The 26,617-nt window shown below is 44.9% G+C and carries 18 protein-coding genes; 11 read left to right on the top strand and 7 right to left on the bottom strand.

The window, feature by feature from the left end; translation table 11 throughout:
• Positions 1-2: 2 nt before the first annotated feature.
• From OA79_RS10135 to map, 5 genes are all read left to right on the top strand, one after another.
• Positions 3-320: a bactofilin family protein gene (locus OA79_RS10135; RefSeq protein ID WP_063333116.1), complete on the top strand. Its 318-nt coding sequence runs from the start codon at positions 3-5 to the stop codon at positions 318-320.
• A 373-nt stretch (positions 321-693) separates the two neighbouring features.
• A complete protein-coding gene (trpB, locus tag OA79_RS10130; RefSeq protein WP_063333115.1) occupies positions 694-1,953 on the top strand; it encodes a tryptophan synthase subunit beta in 1,260 nt (419 codons plus the stop codon).
• Positions 1,953-2,738, top strand: coding sequence for a tryptophan synthase subunit alpha (trpA, locus tag OA79_RS10125; protein WP_063333114.1), 786 nt, complete (start codon positions 1,953-1,955; stop codon positions 2,736-2,738). The genes trpB and trpA overlap by 1 nt, the downstream gene beginning before the upstream one ends.
• Before the next feature lie 90 nt (positions 2,739-2,828).
• The gene (locus tag OA79_RS10120; protein ID WP_063333113.1) at positions 2,829-3,038 is read left to right on the top strand and encodes a ParD-like family protein; all 210 of its coding nucleotides are present in this window, start codon (positions 2,829-2,831) and stop codon (positions 3,036-3,038) included.
• Position 3,039: 1 nt separating this feature from the next.
• Positions 3,040-3,807 carry a type I methionyl aminopeptidase gene (gene map / locus OA79_RS10115; protein ID WP_063333112.1) on the top strand — a complete coding sequence of 256 codons (768 nt, stop codon included), beginning with the start codon at positions 3,040-3,042 and terminating at the stop codon, positions 3,805-3,807.
• A 28-nt stretch (positions 3,808-3,835) separates the two neighbouring features.
• On the opposite strand, the gene OA79_RS10110 is transcribed toward map, so the two are convergent.
• From OA79_RS10110 to OA79_RS10090, 5 genes are read right to left on the bottom strand one after another with little or no spacing between them, the layout of a single operon-like run.
• Positions 3,836-5,161: a DUF3422 family protein gene (locus OA79_RS10110; RefSeq protein WP_063333111.1), complete on the bottom strand. Its 1,326-nt coding sequence runs from the start codon at positions 5,159-5,161 to the stop codon at positions 3,836-3,838.
• A 45-nt stretch (positions 5,162-5,206) separates the two neighbouring features.
• Complete coding sequence (locus tag OA79_RS10105; RefSeq protein WP_082825445.1) at positions 5,207-6,142, bottom strand: GGDEF domain-containing protein; 936 nt, start codon at positions 6,140-6,142, stop codon at positions 5,207-5,209.
• The gene (locus tag OA79_RS10100) at positions 6,142-8,481 is read right to left on the bottom strand and encodes an ATP-binding protein (RefSeq protein ID WP_063333110.1); all 2,340 of its coding nucleotides are present in this window, start codon (positions 8,479-8,481) and stop codon (positions 6,142-6,144) included. Before OA79_RS10100 ends, OA79_RS10105 begins: the two co-directional genes overlap by 1 nt.
• Before the next feature lie 37 nt (positions 8,482-8,518).
• Positions 8,519-9,283 carry an avidin/streptavidin family protein gene (locus OA79_RS10095; protein ID WP_063333109.1) on the bottom strand — a complete coding sequence of 255 codons (765 nt, stop codon included), beginning with the start codon at positions 9,281-9,283 and terminating at the stop codon, positions 8,519-8,521.
• 36 nt (positions 9,284-9,319) lie between these two features.
• Positions 9,320-10,471 (bottom strand): pepsin-like aspartic protease, encoded by a 1,152-nt coding sequence (locus OA79_RS10090; protein ID WP_063333108.1) that lies wholly within the window; start codon positions 10,469-10,471, stop codon positions 9,320-9,322.
• A gap of 137 nt (positions 10,472-10,608) precedes the next feature.
• Here OA79_RS10090 and OA79_RS10085 point away from each other — a divergent pair, with 137 nt between their 5' ends.
• The 6 genes from OA79_RS10085 to OA79_RS10060 all read left to right on the top strand — a co-directional run bounded on the left by OA79_RS10085 (position 10,609) and on the right by OA79_RS10060 (position 16,592).
• Complete coding sequence (locus tag OA79_RS10085) at positions 10,609-11,151, top strand: hypothetical protein (protein ID WP_063333107.1); 543 nt, start codon at positions 10,609-10,611, stop codon at positions 11,149-11,151.
• Positions 11,152-11,256: 105 nt separating this feature from the next.
• Complete coding sequence (locus tag OA79_RS10080) at positions 11,257-12,702, top strand: glycoside hydrolase (RefSeq protein WP_063333106.1); 1,446 nt, start codon at positions 11,257-11,259, stop codon at positions 12,700-12,702.
• 93 nt (positions 12,703-12,795) lie between these two features.
• A complete protein-coding gene (gene fepB, locus OA79_RS10075) occupies positions 12,796-13,824 on the top strand; it encodes a Fe2+-enterobactin ABC transporter substrate-binding protein (protein WP_063333105.1) in 1,029 nt (342 codons plus the stop codon).
• Positions 13,814-14,803: a Fe(3+)-siderophore ABC transporter permease gene (gene fepD / locus OA79_RS10070; protein WP_063333104.1), complete on the top strand. Its 990-nt coding sequence runs from the start codon at positions 13,814-13,816 to the stop codon at positions 14,801-14,803. The genes fepB and fepD overlap by 11 nt, the downstream gene beginning before the upstream one ends.
• Positions 14,804-14,805: 2 nt before the next feature.
• Positions 14,806-15,795, top strand: a complete 990-nt coding sequence (locus OA79_RS10065; RefSeq protein ID WP_063333103.1) for a FecCD family ABC transporter permease — start codon at positions 14,806-14,808, stop codon at positions 15,793-15,795.
• Positions 15,792-16,592, top strand: coding sequence for an ABC transporter ATP-binding protein (locus OA79_RS10060; protein ID WP_063333102.1), 801 nt, complete (start codon positions 15,792-15,794; stop codon positions 16,590-16,592). Before OA79_RS10065 ends, OA79_RS10060 begins: the two co-directional genes overlap by 4 nt.
• Positions 16,593-16,659: 67 nt before the next feature.
• On the opposite strand, the gene entS is transcribed toward OA79_RS10060, so the two are convergent.
• Both entS and OA79_RS10050 read right to left on the bottom strand, forming a co-directional pair.
• Positions 16,660-17,949, bottom strand: a complete 1,290-nt coding sequence (gene entS / locus OA79_RS10055; RefSeq protein WP_063333101.1) for an enterobactin transporter EntS — start codon at positions 17,947-17,949, stop codon at positions 16,660-16,662.
• A gap of 77 nt (positions 17,950-18,026) precedes the next feature.
• On the bottom strand, positions 18,027-26,606 hold the full coding sequence (locus OA79_RS10050; protein WP_082825444.1) for a non-ribosomal peptide synthetase: 8,580 nt from the start codon (positions 26,604-26,606) through the stop codon (positions 18,027-18,029).
• Positions 26,607-26,617 lie beyond the last annotated feature (11 nt).

Below are 26,617 nucleotides of genomic sequence, written 5' to 3'. Positions count from 1 at the left end.
AGTTGCAAATCGATGGTCACGTTGAAGGGCAAATTGATGCTATTAAGCAGATAAAAATTAGTGAGTCCGGCAAGGTGTTGGGTGAAATCAACACGGAAAAATTGATTATAAATGGCCACTTTGAAGGCATTTGCTATGCAACTTATATCGAAATTTTAAGTTGCGGACGCGTGAGTGGCACCGTTTATAGCGACAATTTGAGCATCGAACCTGGCGGTAAATTTACCGGTATTACCAACCCTGCCGAAAAGAACGTCGCCCAACAAGAAGCATTAGACCTAGATGAAAAAGTGACCTTGATTAGCAGTGATGCGGTTTAGAAAAATCATGCACTTCTCTTAAAAGACGATAAAGCCAAATCCATTGCGAATTTTGGCTTTTCTTTTTTCAGCAATTTCTTTTTTCCAGCAATTTTCTATATATCTTGTTGGCTCTTAGCTAACGCCAAATATCTAGCGATGCTACGAATAAATCTTTTGAACGTCTGCCTTGTTGAAAAATGCTCTATCCTCCCTAAGTTAAGTCCCTGTTTCAAAACGATTAACGCCATTATTTCGTGATTTAAATCCTCTCTTACAGCATTAAGACTCCGTCAAAAAGCCATGTTGATGACGCGAATAGCTTGACGTTGATCTCCGCATGATTTAATTTATTTACCATACCGTTTAGTTAATAAATTATTAGGAGCAAGCCATGCAAAGCGAAAATGGTTTCTACGGCCAATATGGCGGCAGCTACATTCCTGAAATTCTGTTTGCCAGTCAGCAGCAAATCTTAACCGCCTTTGAGGAAGCGAAGCAGGATGAAAGCTTCTTAGCGGAATTGAATAAACAGTGGCAACAATTCTCAGGCCGCCCCACTCCCCTCACGTTTTGCGCTAACCTGACCGAGCATTTTGGTGGTGCGCAAATCTATCTAAAGCGTGAAGATTTGAATCACAGTGGCGCGCACAAAATGAATAACGTCATCGGCCAAGGTTTATTGGTTAAACACATGGGCAAAAAACGCGTTATCGCCGAAACCGGAGCCGGTCAACATGGTATTGCAACGGCACTGGTTGCCGCTCGTTTGGGCTTAGAATGCACCATTTATATGGGCGCAAAAGACATCGAGCGTCAGTACCCAAATGTGTTTTGGATGAAACAACTCGGTGCCGAAGTGGTGCCGGTTACCACTGGCGCACAAACCCTGCGCGATGCCTTAGATGAAGCATTACGGGATTGGTCTTCCAGCCATGAAGACAGCCATTATCTGATCGGCACATCCTGTGGTTGTGCGCCCTTCCCTGAAATGGTGGCTTTTTTCCAGTCGGTCATAGGCAATGAAGTGCGTCAGCAAAGTGTCGCCCAATTCGACCAATTCCCAGACCGCCTTTACGCTTGTGTTGGTGGTGGCTCCAATGCATGCGGCTTGTTCCTGCCTTTCCTTGACAACAAAGAAGTGGAAATGATTGGCGTGGAAGCGGGCGGAAAAGGCTTAGCATTAGGCGAACACTCGATTCGCTTATCTCACAACCTTGGTCAACCAGGTATCGCACAAGGCTTTGCCACCATGTTTTTACAAGACAATGCCGGACAACTGCAAGAAACACACTCCATCGCGGCGGGTTTAGATTATGTAGGTGTTTCACCTATTATCGCCCATTTGGCCGAAACAGGTCGTATCAAAATGACCTACGCCATGGACGATGAAGTCATTGCCGCTTGTACTCTGTTGTTGAAAAAAGAAGGCATCATTCCTGCGCTTGAATCCTCTCATGCCCTCGCTGGTGCCTTTAAAGACGCACCAAATTTGCCGAAAGATTCAAAGATCGTCATTAACTTATCGGGCCGTGGTGACAAAGATATTTTTAATGTCGCGAAAGCCGTGCAAGATGAAACCTTTCCTGAATTTTTGAACGATTACCTTGCGTCTTACCCTACTCGTCATCTTGATAATCAGGAGCAAAACTGATGAGCCAATTAGCCGAATTTACCCAGCAAAAACTCATCCGTAAACCCATTTTGGCCATGACCCATGTGGTATATGGTTATCCAAGCGTCACGGAAAGCCTATCTTGGATGAGACGATTATTAGAAGAAAGCGTTGACTTCATTGAAGTACAATTTCCGTTCTCAGACCCGGTGGCAGACGGCCCAAGTATTGTCGCCGCTTGTCACAAGGCACTGGAACAAACATTGGACGTTGACACTTGTTTGTCCCAATTGGGAGAACTGGCACGAGATTTCCCAGAAAGCCGCATCGTCCTCATGAGTTACCTTAATCCAATGTACCGTTTCGGTTTAGAAAAGCTTGCTAAACGCGCCTCCGAAGAGAACATTCAAGGCCTAATTTTACCAGACTTACCAATTGAGGCGGCCTCACAGTACCAACAAGCTTGCCAGCGACATAATATTGATCCAGTTTGGTTGGTGACACCAGTGACACCGACTGAGCGACTGACTATGTTAGCCAGTCAAGCCAGTGGCTTCTTGTACTGTGTCGCAAGGTCTGGGGTAACCGGTCACTCCAGTCACGAGAGTAAAGCAAAAGATGCCTCTTTGGATGATTATTTAGCTCTAATCAAACAACACGCCAGTGCTCCCATTGGGGTTGGTTTTGGCTTGCGTAAACGTTCCCAGATAGAGCAACTTATCGGTAAAGCAGACATCGCGATATTAGGTTCGGCACTGCTCGATGCCTACAACCAAGGTGGTCAAAACGCGGGCATCGAACTGATCAAGGAATTGTTTCATTAGTTGCCCCGTTCCTCTTACCAACAACCTCTCTTGTAAATTTCTTTCTCATAATATACGATCCATATATAAATCATATACGGATCATATATTATGGGTATTATTAAAATCTCTGATCAACTTCACGGTGACATTCGCAAAAGCAGTCAAGTGATGTCTCGCTCTATTAACGCGCAGGCCGAATTCTGGATAAAAATGGGCCGCTTGGCAGAGCTCAATCCAACCTTGACGTTTGCTGAGCTCATTGCTCAGGAGCTTGCCAGCACGATAGATCAAGACATCCCCTCTATCGGCGTGAAATGACATGCAAGTAAAGATTAAAAATGCAGAAGAAATTGCGTTTATGCGCGAATCAGGTGCTTTATTAGCCAAAGTATTTACGATGCTGGATGGCATTGTCAAAGAAGGCATTTCGACGTTAGAGATCAATGATAAGGTCGAACATTATATTCGTGATGAACTCAATGCTAGACCGGCCAGCTTAGGTCAATACGGCTATCAGTTTGTATTGAATTCTTCCATAAATGAGGTGGTGTGTCACGGCGTCCCTAATGCCAATAAAATCCTCAAAGGCAGTGACATTGTTAATCTCGACATTACTCTTGAAAAGAACGGCTTTATTGCAGACTCCAGTAAAATGTACGTAATGAGCAATGCCAGTTTAATGGCCAAACGGCTTGTTAAAACCACTTATGAGGCTATGTGGGCTGGCATTAAAACCGTCAAACCCGGCGCGACCTTAGGCGATATCGGTTTCGCCATTCAAAGGCTAGCAGAAAGTAAAGGCTACTCTATTGTAAAAGAATATTGTGGTCACGGTATTGGAAGGGAAATGCACGAAGAGCCCAATGTCCTTCATTACGGCAAACCTAGTACAGGCTTGGTATTAAAAGAAGGAATGACCTTCACCATTGAGCCCATGATCAACCAAGGCAAAGCCAAAACCAAGACTCGCAAAGACAGCTGGACGGTGGTCACCGCCGACAAAAAACTGTCCGCGCAATGGGAACACACCATTCTCGTCACCAAGACAGGCTATGAAGTCCTCACATTACGAGCGGAAGAGCAGTAATAACTCAGGGAAAATCGGCCGAAAAGCCTTATTTCTCTTTCGCCAAACGCAAAAAGCGCTTATGAATTTTTCGTGTTGCTAACCAAACACCCGCCACAACAAGCGGCACAGTCAATCCAATCACAAGGCTTTTATCAAATTGAAAGCCTTTATCGTACGCCGCTTCTATTAAAAATTTCAGCAAGCCCACACTGTAGTAGCTAATGGCGGCCACAGACAAACCTTCTACTGTGTGCTGCATCGCCAATTGTATTTTTGAACGTCGATCCATTGAGGAAAGTAACTCTTGGTTTTGCGACTGAATCGACATATCCACTCGGGTTCGCATCATATCTGAGACCCGATCTATTCGCGTAGACAAACTTTCTAAATGATCACTGGTCGTCACACACGTTCTTACCGCTGGGGTTAAACGTCGAGTCATAAACTCGGTGATGGTCAGATGCCCCGACACCTCATCTTCTTTTAACTCTTCTAAACGGTTTAACACCAGTTCATGGTAGGCTTTTGCTGCACTAAAACGAAACGCCACTTTGGCCCTGGTCGCCTCGACCCAAGCGGCCATATCAATCAGCTCTGCGAGCAAAGAGGTTTCATCCAGTTGCGCATTATCATCTGATAACCTAGCCGTGGTTTGAGCTAATTGATTATCCATATTAACCAGCTCAGCATTGTATTGACGAGCCATAGGCAGGGCTAATAACGCCATCAAACGATAGGTTTCAATCTCTACTAATCGCTGCACCAAGCGACCTAACTGGCTGTCACTCATTCTCTTATTATAAATCAGGAAGCGCCCACAACCATCACTGTGCAGTTTAAAGCTGGTCCAGACTTGAACATCGCCATTTTGCGGTCGACTGCCCACCATTCGCATGCCTTCAAAATGACGTTTAACCTCGGCTAGATCAGGTTCAGCCTTGGTGATCGCGTCTTCAACCGCCACATGAAATGCGACCATCACCTTACCAGGCAATTCAGACAGCCAAGCACTCGGCAAGCAAGACAAGGCATCTTGATCAAACACCCCAAAGTCTTCTGTTATCTGATGGGTGCTAATCATGTAAGAAATAAATTCGAGATGCTTGTCACGTCGAATCATGAACGGACCGAAATCCACTTCAATACAAGCACTGTCGTGCTGTGGCGGTGTAAGGTCGAAGGATTGGTGCAGTAGACAAAAATGCTCAAACTCCGTCTGCTTTTGCTGACTGTCGAGCATAATCGCCAAATAACTGATGCGAGCAGGGCTGGAAATCACCTGAAAAGGTCGAGAGTGCAGTTCGTCATAGAGAGAATCTCGCAACGGATGCACATCTAAACCGTGTAACGGGTTGGTACTATTTAAATTCATTTTGACTAATTTATCATTCAATCGTTGCGAATGTAACGAAGCCTATCACTTCATTGGGACGTCTAATTTATCAGACACATCCCATAATATCTTGTTCTTTCCCGTATTTTTTGCCTGAACAAGCTTATTGTCAGCACGATCAAAAAATTCGCAGAGTAAATCTGAATTCTGCGGATAGCATGTCGCCCCTCCGACACTGACAGTCACTTGACCCGTTTGACCACCATGATGGTAACTGAGATTAAGACGTTCAATCTCCAACATACACTGATGCGCTACTTTCGTTGCCTCATGCTGAGAAAAACGCGGCAGTAGCACGACAAATTCTTCGCCACCATAACGCGCCACCAAGCCTTCACCAGGACTGACCTGCATAGCCAAAACAGACGCCACCTGTTTAAGAACCTTATCGCCTGTCGCATGGCCATAACAATCGTTGAAGTGTTTGAAGTTATCAATATCAATCACCAAGAGAGACAAGCATTCTTGATGCTCTATCGCGGACTGCCATTCTGATGAAATGACGTCTTCGTATTTACGACGATTGGCCAACGACGTTAACGGATCAATGTTAGCCAATTCTTCTAACAGTTTCCTTTGTTTAGTCAGCTGCAAATGCAAACGCACCCTAGCCTGTACAATATTGGTATAAAGCGGTTTTTGTATGTAGTCACAAGCGCCCATCAAGAGGGCTTTTTCTTCATGACTCGAATCATTCAAGGCGGTGATAAAAATCACCGGAATGGCACTGGTTCTGACATCATGACGAAGACGTGCCATGGTGTCATAACCATCCATACCAGGCATAAGCACATCGAGCAAAATAAGATCAGGCTGCAACTCAACGGCTTTACGAATGCCTTGCTCACCATTAACGGCAAGAATAACCTCTACATCTTCTCTTAAAATATCGCTGATAACTTTCAAATTAATTTTTTCGTCATCAATGACTAAAACGCGTTGTTGATTGGTCATTGCCATTATTTATCACCTTGCAAATCAAACATGAGTTCGGCTACTTGAGAGGCGGCATACTCAAATTCAATGCTCGAAACAGAGTAAAGTATATTTTCGATTGATAAAGCGTATTTGGTGCCCATCAGCATTTGCTGGACATCTTGTAATTGACCCTCTACAACAAAATCGGACTGTATTAATAAGCTATGAATGTTCTCGAGCTTTTCAATCACTATTTGTTGTTGATCAAGATTAACTTGCAATTCACCATCTTTTAAACGTGGTGATAATTTCCCCGTTAATGCCGTAATTAAGGCATTAATACTGGACTCAATTTCTTTCAACTGTTGAGAAGAAATGCTCTTCATCGCTGCACTTTGCTCTAACTCAGCACAATCATTAGAAAGCTTAATCGCGCCAATATAGGCCAAACTGGATTTCAGTGAATGAATATTAAGTAAGGTGTCAGATTGAGACACACCACTAAATGAAAAGTGCTTATACCTTCCATAAAAAGATATAAGTAAATCTAAATAAAGTTCGTATTTACCATCAAGTTTTTCAATAGCGTGCCAAACATCTAATGTATCGATAGCCGAAATATTAGACAATACTTCCTGCTCATGAGAAAACTGATCGGATAATATTTTTTTCTTACATTCCAATGAATTAGATTGCTTAACCTTTTGTAAGTGAATTTGTAAAATTTTGTACAATTCATTCTTGTCAATCGGTTTATCCAGATGTCCATTCATGCCAGCCTGAGCGGATTTACATTTTGCATCATCGGAAACATGGGCTGTCATCGCAAAAATAGGAATGTGTTTACTGGCATCCAACTCTCGCAATTTTTGAGTAGCCGTTAGCCCGTCCATGACTGGCATTTGAATATCCATCAAGATCAAATCAAAATGTTCGTGCAATACTTTATCGATCGCTTCTTGCCCATTATTTGCAATCACAACATGCGCTTTCGTTTCATTTAAATAACCTAGCATGACCTTTTGATTAATTAGGTTATCTTCCACCAAAAGTATTTTACAAGCCTGACAATCTGGAATCGTCACACTGGTTTTCATTGACGATTTCGATTGCGCCAAGGTTTCTTGATGTATTTTCAATGGTATATTAAAGCGAAATGTCGCACCTTTACCTATATCACTTTCAACCGAGATCGAACCATTCATTAAATGGCATATTTGTTGGCAGATAGCCAACCCCAATCCAGTGCCACCAAACACCCTCGTGATACTGTCATCTGCCTGCTGAAACGACAGAAACAAACGGGCTTGATCTTTTACTGAAATACCAATGCCAGTATCAATTACTTCTCCAGTTAACAGGATCTCTTGTTCCGATATGGGTGAACAGGACAGGCGAACCGTAATGCCACCACGTTCAGTAAACTTGACGGCATTGGTGATCAAATTCACCAATAGTTGCTGAATCTTTAACGGATCCCCTAAGAGACTTGCTGGAATATAGGGCGATACATCACTACTGAGGCTGATTTGCTTTGCTTTTGCCTGAACCGCATTAATATTAATGGCATGCTCTAGCAGACTATGAATATGGAAAGGGCTCTCTTCAAGGGTCATTTTCCCCGCTTCTGCTTTCGAAAAATCCAAGACATCATTAACGATTCCCAGTAGGGATTCACCAGCCGATAGTATTTTTGAAAGAGAGTCGGTTTGCTCTTTATTTAAAGGCGTTTTTAGACATAAATAACTGAGTCCAATCACCGCATTGATTGGGGTTCGAATTTCATGACTCATGCGCGCAACAAAAGAAGACTTCGCTTCTAAAGCTTCTTCAGCAATCAACTTAGCACGTTCAAGTTCCGCTGTTCGCTCTCGTACTTTCTGATCTAGATCATGATTAACTGACTCTAAAGCAAGACTGTACTCAGTAAGCTTTTCATTGGCTTGAAGAGCAACTTTTTCAGCGTCTTTGATTTTGGTAATGTCACGACTCACACCGCACACAAAAATAGGCGCATTAGAAGCATCATAGATGGGCACAAAAAGGGTATCAAAATAAATCTTAGAGCCATCCCCTCGCACACCATTTTGCTCGACAGAAATAGGGGTGCCTGCCGCAAGCACTTCATGATATGTGGCATACACTTGCTCAGCCATTTCATCGCCGAACTGCTCACGCAAATTTAATCGATGAATGGTTGAATCTTGCTCCAGCCCCATGACTTTTTTGGAAGCCGGATTATTATCATAAAGAGCAAATTCACCGTCCGCTTCAACCGACATAATGAACATTAAGTCTGCAGAATAACGCCAAAGCTGTCGAAAACAATCTAAGATGGTTTGATCGTGCTCATGTTTATCATAGGTATGGCTCAACTTCATGTGTTATCCCTCACAGTCCATCACGTCAATCAATTGATTACTTCGCGAATTGCCAGTTCATTGAATTCGCTTGAAAATACGCATTATTGCTATCTGTTCCATTGGCCAGCCATCGCGATAAAGACAAACGACTTCTCGTCGCATCCATCCGGCCAACTAACGAAATAGGTTGTAAAGACGTCAGCATATATCCACTTAGCGTTAGACTTTGTAATATATTGTTATTCGCATAGGTGTCCGTGAAACCAATGAGCTGAATTTTTTCACCTTGATAAGACAGTTCCCCAGCCAACACACCATACTTTTGATTCTGCACCGCCAGCGCTAACTGGATGGTCTTATCATCGGACGACCAAACACCATTAATTGGATTGTCATTCTGTTGAGAGGTTTCTTGCCACGCTGTTGAATCCGCTAAAACAGTGACACTGTCTGACTTCTTAAAGACCAAGTTATCAATGTAATCCCCTGGTTCAAAGGCTTGATAAGGCGTGGTTGTTAGCAAAGTATTGATCACCGTCATCTCCCCATTCGCGTTTAATTGCCCGCAATAAGTCGACACCCAATGAACACCATCGTCCTCAGCTTCAACATCAAATGGTCGCCAGAAAATGGATAAGACCAACGGCTGACCTTGTTGAGGATCGGGATCTTGTGGACGGCAATGTCCAACGAGAAAATAGGTGCCCGACGCGCCTGTGGTGGACTGATATTCACCGACAATTTGTCCCGTTTCACTGACATCTAAGGTCATTCTAGAACCGTACTCGTTTTGCCAAACACCATGTAAAATGAACGCCATTCTTTACTCCTTAAGATAAACCATTGCTGTAAAAGCCTATGCATCAAACAGACTTGCCCGTTTACTTTGTCGGCTGGTAATAATTTTCGGCCCATCCGGTTTGTTAAAAATCCACACACCAAGGGGTTTTAATTGCCAAACTTTATCCACCAGCTCAGCTTTATATTGATAAAGGGTATAAAGGTGATCCATGATGATGGAACCAACTAAAGCAATGTCATCAGCGCCTTCCATAGGATCAAATTGACTAATCACTTGCCCCTTATCTTGCCCTTCTTCGATGAGCACATCGTATAATGTCGAATTTACGGTTATTTCGCCCGCTTCTCCCTTATCCGTTTCCCCAATTTGAATCGACAAAGTCTCTTTATCCATTGCCAACGACAGCAATGAATTCATCAAATTTTCATCGCCTTTAAACTGAGAAGAACCAGAGTCGAGAGCAAAAAAGAAACCGTCTTTGGCCTCTAACAAGTGCTTTCCCCCCATTGAGAGAGACAGCAATGGCGTAGTCCAAAGATAGTTCGCTTGATATTCTTGCCAAGGCAAAAACAAATATTCGCGACTGTCACGATAAGCTTGATTAAGCAAACCAAACTCTAATCGTCCTTGTCGTTCTGGAATGTCTGTCAAAAAGCCGACAAAAGGTGAATCTGGATTCACTTTGCCTTGTTGAATAAGACTTTCAAAAAAGTGAAAGGATGCCGCTTGCTCTGTCGAGCCCCCCACTTTTGCGGAATAAGTCACCACGCTGGGCAAGCCGATGCCGCCATCCCAATCAAGCTCAGCAAAATGCCGACTGCTGTACGATTGAGCCAAATAGAGATCGCTGATGAGATCAATCTCTGAGGTAGGTGACGAAGGCTGCAACCTAACGATATCTTGCCCAGCTTCTACTTCCATGGTGCCCCAAGGTCCAAAGCTAACCGACTGTGGCTCCTGACTTAACCAACGAAAAGTATTTGATGCCTGAAAGTTAAATTGCTCACCGCCATAATGATGGCAAGTGTCGCTGGCACACAAACTTGAAGTCACCCAATTAAAGTCACTGCCTGTATCAAAACAGATCTTCAGAGATTGCGCAGGCGTGCCAAAGCCAACTCGAGCGAACCAAGGAGACGCCCCATTGTTTTGGAAAGGTCCACGATAAAGTGGTACGGAAAATCCCATTTTGTAATCCTTAGACATATCAAATTCATCCTTTTATCCATTTGATGGATCTGAGTGTATACTCAGTTTGTGGATTCAACCAAAGTGAATTTGGAAGCCATGCTCTAGATCAACAAATTTTCTAGCACGTTTAAGAAAACAGAAAGAATGGAACTATGTGGTCAATAAAACGAAATTTAATGGGTGCCGCCCTTGTGATTATGTGGTCAACACACACCTTTGGTAATCCTCTGATTGAATTTGGCAAACGCTGCTTAATCGCAGAACAACAATTAAACCAAGTGGCCATGCAAGTTAACCAACGTCAGCAAAACCACCAACAAGCTCAGCAAGTGAGCCAAGGTATTAAACAGCAAATTCAACACTATGAAACACAGCAGGCCAGACTCGTAACCAGCCTAGAAGAATGCCAACAGGCCAGTAAAAACACCCCATATTGCCATAAGGTACGAGACCAACATCAACAATTAAACCAACTGATCCGAGAAACTAAACAAGCCTTACTCGATGAAGAAGAAAGTGTCAGTCTTTATTCCTATGAACTGATTCGCGATGACTATGAACAAAAGCTCGCTCGCTTCCAAATGCGTTGCCGTAACTCCAATCAGCACTATGCGTTTATTCAAAATCCAGAGGCTTATTCGGCCGTCTGTCATAACGAAGCATTAAAACAAACCCAAACTTGCTCTTTCCTTTAGAACCACAAGTTTGGCCCGATCACGAAACTGTCATATTTATCCGGCAGTCTATAGGCAACCAAAGATCGGAATAACGCCTTGCTTGCCATCAATTTAAAGCGCTCAATGGGCCGCCAAACGAACATCAAGCGACTCAACAAACAGGTGTCGGTCAGTCTCACCTCACCGACCCCCATGCATTGCATCAGCCCTAGGTATTTATCCTTTTCAATTGATATCTCCGTTCTCGCAGGGGGATTTTGGTGGGAAGGCAGCAAAGGCACTCAACAAGGGTTAGGCACAGAAAAGACACCGCCACTGGATTTACAACAAGAGAAACTCGACAAACTGGTCCAATCTCTTGGGCCTTCCTATGTCCGCGTGGGCGGATCAGAAGCGGATAAACTCCACTATTTCACTAGCCACAATGCCCCCAGCCAAGACGCACTGCCATTAACTCAAGTCACCTGGCACCAGCTACATGATTTTTGCCAACGCAATGATCTATGGCTTATGTTCACCTTTAAATACGGCTTATTTGAACGCCGTCTACAAGGTCAATGGCAAGCAAACGAGGTCGTCGACTTACTCACCTACAGCCAACAAAACAATCAACACATCGCCGTTTGTGAACTGGGCAACGAACTCAATGCTTACTGGGCCTTTCATGGCATCACGGCTCAGCCCAGTGCCAAAAAACTGGCTAAAGATTATGACCGATTCATTCGCTGCATCAAACAACACAGTCCAACCAGTTTAGTCGCCGGGCCAGGCAGCGCCTTTTGGCCAAGGATTGGCGAAGCGGTTAAACCCTTTAGCAACATCACCGTGCCATTTTTAGAGAACTTAACGGAAACATTAGACATAGTCGACTGGCACTATTACCCGTTCCAGAGCAGCCGTTCACCAGTCAAAACCCGTGCCGCCACACCTCGTAACTTACTGTCATTAAACGCACTGGATAGCTTTGAAAAGTACGCTATAAAACTGGATGACTATCGCCGCCAATACCAGACTCAAGCGCAAGTGTGGACAGGTGAAAGCGGCTCGGCACAATGTGGTGGTCAAGCCAAACTGTCTGATCGCTTCATTTCCTCTTTTTGGTGGGCCGACCAACTAGGACGAGGCGCAAAGCTTGGTCAACAAGTGATGATTAGACAAAGCCTGATTGGAGGCGATTACGCTTTGATTAACCGACAAACGCTCAAACCCAATCCAGATTTTTGGGTCAGCTGGTTATGGGAAAAACTCATGGGCAATGAAGTCTATCAGGTAAAAAGCAGTGACTCGTCTATTTTAGTGTATTGTCATAACACCAAAAAAACGGGCAAATGCACACTTCTCATCATCAATATGACATCGCAATTTCGAATGATTCACTGCCACCACTTTGGCTTGAAAAAGAAACGCTTTGAAATTACAGCCGATTCCTTAACCGCCAAAAAAGTTCGCATCAATGGCATACGACCCAAATTCCGCAACGGTAAGGTGAAGCTCAGTGATTTTCCAAAACTATCCAAGCTCAACCTGATCAGTCCATACAGCATTAATTTTTGGTGTTTTACGGTATAGATCACAAACGCAAATAAAAACAATTATCAATACTGTAAAATTTCAATCTACCTCGCTATAATGCCGCCTTTATCTTAATGGAAGAGGTGTATCATGGTCGGCATGACTGGGTTGGTTCGTTATATGCTGTTGTCTGTTGTCTGCTTGGTTGTCTTAACAGGCTGTGAACAAGAACATAACACTGAATCAGACCTCGCTCTTTGGCAAGTCTCTCAAGCTGAAACTGGCTGGCCACGAAGCATTCAGACCGAACAAGGCCGACTAACATTAACACAACCTCCTAAGCGAATCGTTTCCACCAGCGTCACGCTGACCGGCACCCTTCTCGCCATTAATGCGCCAGTTATCGCCACCGGTGGCACCATGGCAAATACTGACGTCGCCGGTGAATACGGATTTATGCGCCAATGGGAAAGCGTTGCCAAACAGCGAAAACTTATCCCTCTGTACCAGACCGAAGCCAACGCCGAAGCCATTGTTGAAGCCAGACCAGATCTTATTATTATCTCTGCGACTGGCGGTGATTCTGCACGAAAATTGTATGCGCAATTAAAAGACATCGCCCCCACCCTGATTATTGGCTACGACGATAAAAGCTGGATGCAATTAGCGAACATTTTTGGCCAATTTCTTGGACTAGAAGAACAAGCCCAATCTGTTATTGCCCAGTTTGAACAAGACGTTCAGAAAACCAAAGCAATGATTCAACTACCACCACAACCAACGACGGCAATGGTGTATTACCAAGACAATACCGGCGGCAATATCTGGACACATGAATCGGCCCAAGGTCAACTGCTGACGGAGTTAGGCTTTCAACTGGCTGAAGTCCCAGACTCCGTGAAGGGCGACAACAGTATGGGGCAACGCAATGACATTATCATTGCCACAGGAGAGCGCTTTCCAGATGCCATTACGGGCCAAAGTGTGTTGCTTTTTGCGGCCGCCAAAGAAAGAGTAAAGGATTTCATTCACACCCCTTATTTACAAGCCACTCAAGCGGTCATAAACCATCAGGTTTATGCCGTGGGCAATGACACGTTTCGGCTAGATTACTACAGCGCTACGAACCTATTACACCGCCTACAAACGCTTTTTGGACAGCCCAAGCATGCAAACTAAACAAAGACTCATTTGGCTAACCTTCGCCTTGATTTGTTTGTGCATTATTATGCTCGCTAGCCTGTGTTTTGGTGCCAAAGCCATACCGCTTCAGCAACTTTGGAACATCGCCTCTGGTGATGACACTGGCCTGGCAAAAACCATCATTTTTGAAGGACGGCTGCCTAGAACGCTCAATGGTTTGTTTGTGGGGATGGCGTTAGGCACCTCAGGAGCCTTGATCCAAGCCATTACCCGCAATCCGTTGGCCGATCCTGGTATTTTGGGCGTCAATCTAGGCGCCAGTTTGGCCATCGCCATCAGCATTGTCTTTCTCGGTGCGACACAACTCAGTGAGTTTTTTATCTACGCCGCCATTGGCGCTTTGCTAGCCAGTTTACTGGTTTACTATGTTGGCCGCTTAGGTGGTGGTCGAGTTGATCCATTAAAACTCACCCTTGCTGGTGTGGCCATTGGGGCCGTATTTGGCGGTTTAAGTTCAGCACTCACACTGTTTAATCCTAGCGCCTTTGATCAAATTCGTTTTTGGTCGGTTGGCAGTTTAGACATTCGCAATCTTGCCATCCCCTTCTTCATTGCGCCTGTGGTGATCATTGGCTGCCTTATTGCTTTGGCCATTACCCCAGCCCTGAATGCGTTTGGGTTAGGAGATTCACTCGCCACGGCGCTTGGGAGTCAGCCAGCCCGTGCACAGATTCTCGCTCTCATTGCCATTACCTTATTATGCGGGGCGGCAACGGCGGCGGCCGGACCGATTGGCTTTGTCAGTCTAATGATACCTCACATTGCCCGCTGGATGGTGGGCCCAGATCAACGCTGGGTCATGCCATTCTGTATTATTTTGACTCCTTGCTTACTGCTCTTCGCCGACATTGTTGGACGAGTCTTGATTGTCGGTGAACTCAGGGTTTCCATTGTCACCGCCTTTATTGGTGCACCGATTCTCATCTATCTTGTCAGACGAAAGGGGGCATCTTAATTATGATGCCACGTCAGTACAAACCTTCTCTCGTTCCTGTCGCATTTATTTTGACACTGGTGGTTCTAGTGGCGACCTTGTTTACAGGCCAACAAGTCGCTCAAGGTATGACAGGCATCTGGCAATTGCTCACCGGAGAAGCCAGCCCATACCAATCCATTGTCGTCTGGCAATGGCGAGCGTCTCGGGCCTTAGGGGCTTTAATTATTGGGGCAGGCTTGGGTGTCAGCGGCGCGGTCTTCCAATCCTTGGTTCGCAATCCATTAGGTAGTCCTGATATTACGGGCTTTAATGTCGGTGCCTTTACTGGCGTTCTACTCTCTATTGCTTGGTTTGGTAATGTCTATTGGATGAGCGTTTTAGGAGCCATTTTGGGGGGACTCTGCGCCGCCCTTTTAGTCTATTTGTTTGCTTATCGAGACGGTCATTCCGGCTTTCGTCTGATTATTGTTGGTATTGCTATCAGCGCGACTCTAACCGCTTTTAATCAGTGGTTATCCTTATCCGTGTCCCTTGAAACCGCCATGACCGCCGCACTTTGGAGTGCGGGCTCGCTGAACGGTATGACCTGGTCTAGGATTTTACCCGCCGCCATCTTATTAATATTGCTGATGTGTGTTGCTCTGGCGATGAACAGTCGTATGAAATTACTGGAAATGGGAGACGACACCGCCGCCGCTCTCGGGGTTTCTGTGAACAAGAGCCGCTTAGCGCTCATGTTTGTCGGTGTATCACTGACCGCTGTGGCGACCGCGATTACCGGCCCCATTGCCTTTATCTCTCTGGCCGCACCACAAATCGCTCGTCGTTTGGAGAATAATGCGTCCATTTCACTTACCGCATCCGCATTGGTTGGTGCCATGCTATTACTGGCGGCAGACTTCTTAGCGCAACATGCTTGGCAAGGCATCACCCTTCCTGTTGGTCTCGTCACCATCAGTTTAGGCGGCCTCTATTTGGTTTATTTAATTGTACGAGAAGGAAGACTATGAGCCTGAATTCATCCACTTTATTAGCGGCTGAGTCCGTCACTCTTAGCTACGATCAAACCATCATTGCCAAAGATTTATCCGTACAGATTCCGGAAGGCAAATTCAGTGTGATTGTCGGCCCAAATGGCTGTGGTAAATCTACCTTATTGCGTGCCATGAGCCGCTTATTGGTACCAGAATCGGGCAAGGTATTGTTAAATGGTCGCAACATCCACGAACAAACCACAAAAGACGTCGCCAAACAGTTAGGACTGTTGCCGCAAAGCGCCATTGCCCCAGACGGTATTAAGGTGATGGATTTGGTTTCACGGGGCCGCTTCCCTCATCAAAAATGGTTCCAACCTTGGCGTGAAGAAGACCAAAACGCCGTCGACGCGGCCATGGCGGCGACACACATTACCGACTTTGCTCAACATCATGTAGACCAGCTTTCTGGCGGACAGAGACAGCGTGTATGGGTGGCCATGGCGTTAGCACAGCAAACGCCTGTGCTTTTGTTAGACGAGCCTACCACTTACTTAGACATTGCTCACCAAATGGAATTACTGGATTTATTTCAGGATTTAAACCAAAAGAATGGCCATACCATGGTGGCCGTATTACATGACCTGAACCACGCCTGTCGCTATGCCGATAATCTCATAGCCATGAAAGATGGCCATATTGTCGCCACGGGCAAGCCAAACGAGATCGTCACTGAGGACTTAATTGAATCGGTATTTGGTTTACCTTGTCTGATTATAGAAGACCCTATTTCTGGTACACCTTTGGTCATACCGAAAAGCCGCCAATGTTAACACTTGAATAAAAATGGCGCGGTCACAAGACCCCGCCATTTTTTCGTTTTCTGTGATCCAATACGGATTACGCAGCAACGCTCTTGGAAGAACTCTCGCTTGACTCCTCTGCCGGAAATAAGTTTGCATCAATCAACTTGGTGTCCCGCAACGAACGCACACCAGCCCCTAGCAATAGAGTGGCCGCCGCGCACCCAAAACCAAGCGCCACCAATCCCATGACGGGCGAGAGTACTTTTACAATTACCCCAATGCCAAGTGCGCCAGCGGAATCGCCCACCACATCTTGTGCCGTCCAGAAACTGCCAATGCGACCTAGCATATGATCTGGGGTATGGCCTTGGACAATCGTATATTGCAATAAGCCTCCGATCGAACCGAGGTAACCGAATACCGCTAACGCCAACAACATCCATATCAGATGACCCATAAAGCCCAAGGCAGCAACACAGAAAAATGATAAGAATGCCGTGACCAGCATCACCACGCCCGGTCGTGCTGTATAACGAACCCAACCACTGGTCAGCGCACCTAATGTCGATCCAACGGGCACCGCGGCATACATAAGACCCACTTCAAACGCCCCACCGCCAAATGCCGTGGCCGCCAAAGCAGGAAATAAGATGCGAATGGATTTCGTGACCGCTTCCAATGTGCCTAATGCCACTACGGCGCGAATGACTTTGTGCGTAAACACAAACCGAAAACCATCCACTAAGGATCTCATCGGATGCTCTTGAGGACCGCCTTGTTGCGGCTTCATGTTTGGCAAAGTGACCAGGGTAATCAAGGTGCAGAAGGTCCCAATGGCCGCTAACGTGTAGTTCCATGTCACCCCAAACGACACAATCACCACACCGGCCACCGCTGGCGATATCACCGAACCGATACGCACAATCAACATACTCAATGCACCGGCTGTGGGCAGATTTTCCCGTCCAACCAAATGCGGTATCGACGCCATTAATGCCGTCATACCGATCGCACTGAAAAAGCCATCCCAAAGAGAGATCGCATACACCGCCCAAAGACTTGGTTCAGACAAGTACGCATTCGCCGCGAGCAGCACAAAACCAACCCCACAAATGGAACGGGAAAACAATATTAACCACTTACGATCCATTCTATCGGCTAACACCCCACCCAACATCAGACCAATAAACATACCGATGCCATCTAACGCCACGGCAAAACCGACTTGTAAACTGGACCCAGTTAATTCGTATATTTGCACAGGCACCGCAACATTTAACATGCCAATGCCCAATACAGACATCAAACGAGCAATGAAGATAGCGCGAAAATTGGCGTTGGTTTTCAGCAAGCTAAAGTCCAACATGATATTTGATTTTGACATAATAACTCTTTAAAAAGATTAAATATGGCGCGACAACAGCCGCGCACAGACGATTACCAATAAGCGATTCTAAGACGCTATTCTGAAATCAATTGATTAAATAAAGGACCCAACACCACCAAGGCCTCTGGCGATAAAATATCTTCATGAGCAAAATCAACGTGATGCTCTTCCAGTGAATCCAGGTAAGGCGCCCAAGTTGCTTGAATATCCATACCATCAGGCACAGTTTTATCCGCCACAAACAAGACAGCTTTACCTTGATAACGCTGTGATTTCGCCTTAGAAAGTAAGGTGACTGAGTCTGCATAATTCTTCACAATATCAGCAAACATGGCATCGCGTTCCACCTCCATTTGTTCATCTAGCATCTCTTCCGACGTCGCCATGAATTGCGCTTTTTCTCGCTCAACTTCATCTTGTGCTTCTGTTTCTGTCGACCCTGACCAATCTTGCTCATCTGGCGGATAGGTATCCAAAAGACCTAAGAAGCTAACGTCATCCCCCATTTCTTGTAAACGGACGGCTAGACCATGCGCAATGACACCACCAAGCGAATAACCAATGAGTCGATAAGGTCCTGTTGGCTGACGCTCTTTCAACACCCTTAAATGCTGAGCAATCACGCCCTCCATATCTTGTTGCGCGGCAATCGGACCATCTGGACGTGGTGACTGCAATCCAATTAAAGGATAACCCCCTGAAATATAACGCAATAAACCAGTGTACTGCCAAGCAAAGCCAGATGCAGAATGAATACAGAAAATCGGTGTACCATCGCCTTGTTTAATAGGAAGCACTGCTCCAAAACCAGACAATTCTCGACTACTAGTCAAGTTCTGATTTCCCAGAACATGCGCGAGCTTTTCAATACTTGGCGATACCATCACTTGCCCAACCGTCACATTAAGTTTGAGCGTTCTACGCAACTCTGAAACTAGGCGTACGGCTAAAATAGAATGTCCACCTAAACTGAAAAAATCGTCGCTGGCAGTTAACTTTGTTACCCCCAACACCTTAGAAAAAGCGTTTGCTATGTCCGTTTCGATCCCTAATTTAATTTGTCTACCTTGGCTAGAATCCACTACATCTGACGGTAGTGGCAATGACTTACGATCCAATTTACCATTGGCGCTTAACGGCATCGAATCCAATTGGATAACCAACACTGGTACCATATGAGTAGGCAATTCTTCACTCATCAAAGTTCGAATTTGAGAAGTATCTAACTCACCAGATAGACTCGTCACATAGGCAATCAATTGACGAGCGTCAGCCCCCATCACATCACGATCGTGCCCCCACGCTTTTGCCACCACAACGGATTGGTCAACCCCCTCTTGAGATGACAAAACCTGCTCGATCTCACCTAGTTCAATGCGTTGTCCTCGAATTTTTAGCTGGTCATCACTGCGTCCCAGATACTCAACTGCACCATTATCTAACCAGCGAACCACATCTCCTGTTCGATACATTCGATCCCCATCGCCTAATGGGTCTGCGACAAACCGTGTGGCACATAACTCAGGTCGACGCCAATAACCATCAGCCAGCTGGGTACCGCATAAATACAGTTCTCCCGCCACACCAATTGGTACAGGTCGTAAGAAGTCATCTAAAATTCTTAGCTGGGTATTCCAAACAGGATAACCAATAGGTACTCCAACACCCTTCACCTGAGCCAAATCATCGCCATAGGCTGGGTAGTAGGTCACATCCACCGCCGCTTCTGTTGGCCCATAAAGATTATGTAGTTCACACCCAACCACCTCTTCAAACTGCCTAGACAATTCCACAGGTAGTGCCTCGCCACTGCAAAATACGCGCACTAATGTACGACAAGTATCAACACTGGAGTCTCTCAATGAAGCAACAAACGCCGCCAACATCGATGGCACAAAATGAAGTGTTGTGATCCTGTGATCTGAAATTAACTGCTGAAGTTGATTAGGATCTCGATGCGCATCTGGTGGAGCCATATGCAACTTTGCTCCGACCATTGCGCTCCAGAAGAACTCCCAAACCGACACATCAAAACTGCAAGGCGTTTTTTGAAAAACCACATCCTCACTTACTAATGGATATTGATCCTGCATCCAGAGAATACGGTTTACTATGGCTTGATGTGACACCAAAACCCCTTTTGGTCGACCGGTGGAGCCCGATGTATAAAGTAAATACGCCGCGTTATGACTGCTCAATGCTGGCGCTTGCCATTCGGCAATCGCTTGCTTGGCACGAGAATCCTCCGCTGGGGTGATATCCCCATCATAAAAATAGCGCGCCGCTTGACTGTCAAAACGAGACGTTTCTGATTCGAGGGTAATTAAAGCGCTTGGTTTGGCGTCACCTAACATATAATTTAATCGCTCATCCGGATAGCCAGTATCCAGAGGAAGATAGGCTGCCCCGACTTCAATAATTGCCCATAACGCCAGACTCAACTTCACGGATCGTGGTAAGGCAACGGCAACAATATCACCCGGTTGCACTCCTAATGATTGCAATTTTTGGGCTAAAATAACGACTTCAAAACGCGCCTGTAAATAGCTTAATTGACCGTTTTCATCGGACAAACATGCTCTTTCTGGGGCATCTAAAGCTTGCCTTATCAGTGCATCTCTTAGGGTCATTTGAGGCAAAATTTTAGATGTATCATTCAAATTTTTAATGACATTTTTTTCGCTTGTCAAACGCAAATCTAATGCGTGCTGCTGCTCAGCAGCATCCTTCACTAACGATTTCAATAGCATGTCAAATCGCGACATGAGCGTCTGTATTTCGTCACCGCCTCGGTATTCAAACAGCAAATCCAATTGCTCACTTGGCAATGCTAGAACAGTCAGTGGGTAATGCGTAAACCCTCGATTGTAAACCTCGTTCAGCGATAATCCGTGATAATTTGTATTAAACAAACTCGTCTGTTCAGGGAAGTTTTCAACCACAAGCAAAGTATCAAACAAATTATTATGTCCGCCTAACCGCTGAATCTCAGCTAAGCCTAATCCGTCGTGTTCCAATAAAGCGACTTGTTCATTTTGCACCTGCAGCATTTGCTGCCATAGAGTCAATTCTGCTTGTAATTGAACACGAACAGGAACCGTATTACTGAACAAACCTATGTGTTCTTCAATGCCGATTACATCACTAAAACGTCCAGATATTGGGGTACCAAACACCACATCAGAACGACCCGTCATTGTAAATAACACATTGGCCCAAAGGGTTTGCAAAACACTGTTTAAAGTAAGCCCCTTACTTTGGAATATCGCTTTCAGCTTAGTAAATTCAGCACTTTTCAATGTTAATGTATGCGTTGTCACCAAGTCCGATGGCGGTGTTTCTGCATACAACAATGTCGGTAATGCATCCTTCATGGCCTCTTTCCAGGCCACTCGCATCGCCTGCTTGTCTCGCGTCATTAATTGCTCAACGACCCATGTATAAGGAACCGATGCCGTTGTAAGCTCTATACCTTCACTACCATATGCGGTAACCAAATCACGTAACATAATCGGCGTTGACCAACCATCTACGACCAAATGATGCGCATTCAAAAATACATAATGCTGACGCTCTGACATCGTCACTAAAACAGCATTCAGTAAAGGAATACCGGCCGATTGAAAGGCCATAAAATCCCGACTTAATTCGCTTTCCTCAATGGCTTTTAATTGAGTTAACTGAGATTCAATGTCTTGATCTCTTAAATCCACCACTTGTAGTGGCCACCAATTTTTTCGCTCACTACGACGACGCCAAGGCAAAATCTGCAACGCAGTATCACCTTGAGAAAAATCAAATAAGGCACCAAGCTGTGGATGCTTCTCGATCACGGCTCCCAAAGACTCTTTTAAGCGTTCAGCATTCATTTCTCCCGAAAAAGACAACCGTGCTAATGAACTGTAACCGGCATCCTCTGCCTGCGTTTCCTGCTCCAATTGAGCATGGAACAGTAAACCTTCCTGCAAAGGCAATGCGGGCAATACGGCTTGCAAAGCACCATATTGGCTACGGAGATTGTCAAGATTTTGTTCTGTTAGTACTAAACCTTTCAAATCCTCTGCAACTAAGGTATCTGCTGCTATCGCTTGATGTTTTTCAGCAAAACAAGTCATCTCCCTTACAACATCAGCCAAGCGATTCAATAACGCTTCTACTTCTTGCTGTTTGATTTGCCTTACGTCGTGCCCAACATGAACGACCAACGTTGATACGCCTTGCTTCTCCTCAATAAAAACATTTAATTCCAAAGCATAATTAGAGGCCAATCGATCCGATTGATACACTTCAAAGGTGTCTTTAAAGTATTGATCACCTTGCAATAGTAAGAGATCATTTTGCTGAAAACGGCCAAGATAATTAAAAAGAATTTGTGGCGACGATGTCTTTTCTTGTTGGGCAAATGCATTTCGCCATTCATCATCTAAATAACGTAATACACCGTATCCTACCCCCTCATCTGGCACATTGATCAAGGTACGACGCACTAATTGAACAACGGCTTCGAAAGGTACATCCTCTGTCTTAAAAGTATTTAACTTAGACAATAAAGTCTTTTTACCTGTCATACGGACAGGATATTCGGCCGTAAACCACCCCAAAGTTCGTGTCAGATCAAGCTCACTGATATCGGCTCGCCCATGAGACTCCAACATGATCGGAATATCAGTAACTTGGTATTGCTGAGCAAGAGCAAGATACAACGCACTTAACAGAGCTTCTTGAGGTTGACATCGATATTGCTTAGGTAAAGCATCTAGTAACAAGTCGGAAACTGTTTCGTCTAACCTTATTCGTTGATGTCCACGCTCCCTTGATGCCTCCCTAGGAAACAGTGATTGACCTTGTAATTGCGTTAGCCAATATTGGCTTTGAGACTGCCAACGGTCAGCATGTCTCTGTAAGGTTGCTTGCCAATCCAATAATGTATTTGGGCATGACTGAAGTTTATGATTAGGATTATTCAGAAGGAGGGATAGCTCTGAAAACATAATCCGCCACGATACCCCATCAACAATCGTATGATGCAAAGCAATAATGGCGGCTTTCTGCTGTCCAGACTGTAAATAGCCAGCACGCATAGCAGGAAACGCATGGGTTGATTTTACCTTAGATTGAGCGTCAATCAGCTCTTCAAAAGCACGATCGGTTAATAATGATAAGGGCCCATCATCGACAAACGTCTGAACAGAAACAGTATGTTGATTTGCCATACCTACATCTAAATAAGACGAATTGACTTGTGAACTCAAAATACCATGAGCCGCGACCAGTTCAGCCACAATCCGCTGAAATTCAACTAGCGTCATCGCATCAGGTAACGCGAAACAAACGGCCTGAAAATACGCTAGGTCTAATCCACCTGCCCCTTTCATCCACTGATAAATCGGCAATTCAGCCACAGGACCCGACTGAATACTCGGGTTTCGTTTTATGTTATCCGAAGGAGAAAGACATGTAGCCATGACACTAATGATTCGGCTTTCAAATACGTCTTTTGCACGTAACGAATAACCATTTTTACGAGCAAGGCTGCCGAGCGACATTGCCACTATGCTGTCACCACCTAGTGCAAAAAAGTCATCGTCAGCATACACCCTGTCTAGATTTAACACTTGCTGAACTAACTGACACAGTAAAATCTCTTTTTCGCCTTTAGGCGCTAACCCTTCACGTCCCACAGACACAGGGTCTGGTAATGCGGTTCGATCTATCTTGCCATTGGTATTCAATGGAAAACTGTCTAATACTGTCAGCGTGGCTGGTACCATGTAAGCTGGCAGCTGGGTAGATAAAGACAACATGAGTGCATTTTCTAACGGTTGGTCAGTAGAATCGCTCAAACTTAAAAATGATTGTTCCACCAACACATACGCATCTAAACGATGGGTATTGCCTTGCTTTTTAGCAATAACAATACTGCTCTTCACCCCATGTAATGAATTCAGTGCAACTTCCACTTCACCCGGTTCAACTCGGTGACCGCGTATTTGAACTTGATGATCAGTCCGACCAATAAATTCCACCAAACCATTCTCTAACCACCGAGCCAAATCCCCTGTTCGATACATTCTTTCGCCATTGATAAATGGGTTAGCGATAAATCGAGTCGAGGTCATTGAGGGCTGATTTAGATACCCATGGGCAAGGCCTGGTCCTGAAACATAAAGCTCACCGGGAATGCCGATCGCAACAGGCGACAAACTAGAATCCAATATATAGGCTTGGGTATTAGCAATAGGGCGACCAATAATGACTTTTTCACAATCATTTACAGACGCACCCAAGCTGTCTACAGTATTTTCCGTTGGGCCGTAATAGTTTCTCACTTTTAATTCAGGATGATTACGCGCTTGCTCCCACACCTTAGAAGAAGCGGCCTCCCCGCCCACATACACCAACTCGGGAAAATGCTTTCCAGTCTCTGTCGCACCAATATCGAAAAGTTGTGCTAACACAGACGGCGGTAAGTCGGTTGCGTGTATTTTATGCTTTTCACAATAATACTGAATCAGTTCTGGGTCTTTACACACCTCATCTTCAACAATATGTAAGGTGTGGCCAAAACAAAGCCAATACAACGTATCCCAACTGGTATCAAATGAGAAAGAGGCCGTCAGCATCGCATTCACTCGAGTTAGCTTGTCAGCTAATTGTTTGCCATCACGCAGCCAATGGGCGAGCGCTAGATTGACCAACCCCAGATGGGAAATTACCACGCCCTTGGCTCTGCCTGTAGAGCCCGACGTGTACATAATATAGGCCACATCACTTGATGAAGGGAGATCAAACATCGCCATTGATGGATCTTTCTGATTCAAAGATTGAACAAAACGATCATCATCAACAGATAGCACAGAGATGATGTCAGGCACCTTAAAACCGAAACCGTCACTGGTAATTAACACTTGCGGCGCCGAATCTTCTAACATCCAATTAATACGTTCTTGCGGGTACGTAGGATCGATCGGCAAATAATGGGCACCAAGTCCCATTGTGGCAAACATGGCATAAACCATGCGTTCATCTCGTGGCAAGGCAAGCCCAACACAGGAACCTTTAACAACACCATAATCGGCCAGCACTTGCATCCATTGCGCAATCTTCAGATGTAATTCATCGAATGATACTTCTCGCCCCTGGACTACCAAGGCGGTTGTCGTCGCTAAAGCAGGACGATTATTTTTGTAGAAACACTCAATCAAACTTGAATAAGGATGGTCTAACGCCTGCTCTGGAGAAACGACAACTCCACTTTGCCAAACTTGAATATCCGCTTTTTCTGATGAAAGTAAAGCTGATAACGTATTCAAACGAGTGCTTGGCGAAGATAGTAAATGCTGAGCAAATTGCTCAAATCGATCGACATGTATTTGCAGTGCTGCTAAGTCATATTTATGGTCATTCGCCACCCACTCGATACAAAGATCACCTTTCTCAAAATGCATTCCAAAATCAAGATCCTCAACAGGACCCGCGGCAAGGTGTTCTATCTTGGCGCTGACCTCTCCAAACGACAAATCATAGTCAAACAAACGTAGATTAAGAGTAGGTCCATATAACGCCTCTCCCACCCGACTAAGATCACGAGCAATTTGCTCACCATTGTATTTTTGATGTTTTCGTATTTTCTTTAAATCTTGTTTGATACGCAGTGCAAGATCAAAAATGCTATCGTCTATATGTCCATCAACAATCATAGGAACAACATTGACAACAGGCCCTAGGGAATTTAATGCGACACTGCCAACTCGTCCCATAAATGGGAAGCCAACGGGTACTCGCCATTGTCCGCTAATTCGAATCAAATACGCTGACACTAATCCCAAGGCTAAGTCCGCAGAAGTTAACTTTGAAAATGGAGATAGACTCAAACAAGACTGTAAGGCCTCTGCACGAACACGAGTATTTAACCTAATTAATCTTTGCGGTGTGGAACCGTCTTTCTCAACTTGCGTTTGCGACCTTGCCGTATTCGACAAGCTCATGACATGTGGTAAATCAGCACAATAAGATTGCCAAAACTCACCATCTAAACGATATTTGTCCGATGCTTTGTATTGCCGCTCTTCTTTTACTACCTCATAGAATGACCTATATGGCGAATCCGATACCGCTTTCCCGTCAATAAGTGACTGATAAATACTCGCCACTCTTGCCGTGAACATATTGAAGCTGAAGCCATCTAACATAATGTGGTGAAAACGTTGATACCAAACATAATGTTGTGCAGAGAGCTTAATAAGAATTTGTCGAACCAAAGGCTTTTCAGAGGAAAGTCGCAATTCAGCCTCCAAGTCCTCTTGAATCAACAAATCCATTGTCGATTCGCAGTGATCAGCGTTCGATAAATCCAACCATTCTGGCGCAATACAAAAATCGCGTTGATTTAACGTTTGCGCAGGAATACCTTCTTCCTCTCGATAAATAGCATTAATTGTATCTGCTTCTTTCAATCCCATTTCAATCGATTTCATTAAACAAGGCTCATCTATAGGACCACCAATGTGAACCTTGTGAGCAATCGTAAAAACATTACGCTGTGAAGAGATTTGGTCCGCAAGCCAAATACCGGTTTGTACATCAGTAAGGTTTATAGATTCGTTATTAAACATGTCGGGATGATTAGTTGATGGTGCCGTATTGTTTTTCATATAGAACTTCT

Source organism: Marinomonas sp. TW1, assembly GCF_001625355.1.
Taxonomy (GTDB): Bacteria; Pseudomonadota; Gammaproteobacteria; order Pseudomonadales; family Marinomonadaceae; genus Marinomonas.
Note: the sequence above shows the minus strand (reverse complement) of the source record. Positions and strands in the feature narration are given on the sequence as shown.